Source organism: Paenibacillus taichungensis (assembly GCF_013359905.1).
GTDB classification, from domain to species: Bacteria; Bacillota; Bacilli; order Paenibacillales; family Paenibacillaceae; genus Paenibacillus; species Paenibacillus taichungensis.
This window is the reverse complement of sequence record NZ_JABMCC010000028.1, coordinates 1-226: the sequence shown is the minus strand read 5'-3', so window position 1 is coordinate 226 and position 226 is coordinate 1. Positions and strand designations below refer to the sequence as shown.

1 rRNA gene is annotated in these 226 nt (G+C 50.4%); it reads left to right on the top strand.

What is annotated here, in order from left to right:
- Window positions 1–121: ribosomal RNA gene (locus HP548_RS00160) — 16S ribosomal RNA — on the top strand; the annotation flags it as partial.
- Between the last annotated feature and the right edge of the window lie 105 nt (window positions 122–226).

The following is a 226-nucleotide window of genomic DNA, read 5'->3' as shown; positions in this document are numbered from 1 at the left end:
TATAACACCCGAAGTCGGTGGGGTAACCGCAAGGAGCCAGCCGCCGAAGGTGGGATAGATGATTGGGGTGAAGTCGTAACAAGGTAGCCGTATCGGAAGGTGCGGCTGGATCACCTCCTTTCTATGGAGAATCGTTTCCCGTAGCGGAAACATTCAAATACAAAATCTAGCCAGGTCGGCTAGTTACTCACTCGTTGCTCAGTTTTGAGAGCTCAAACTCTCAAAC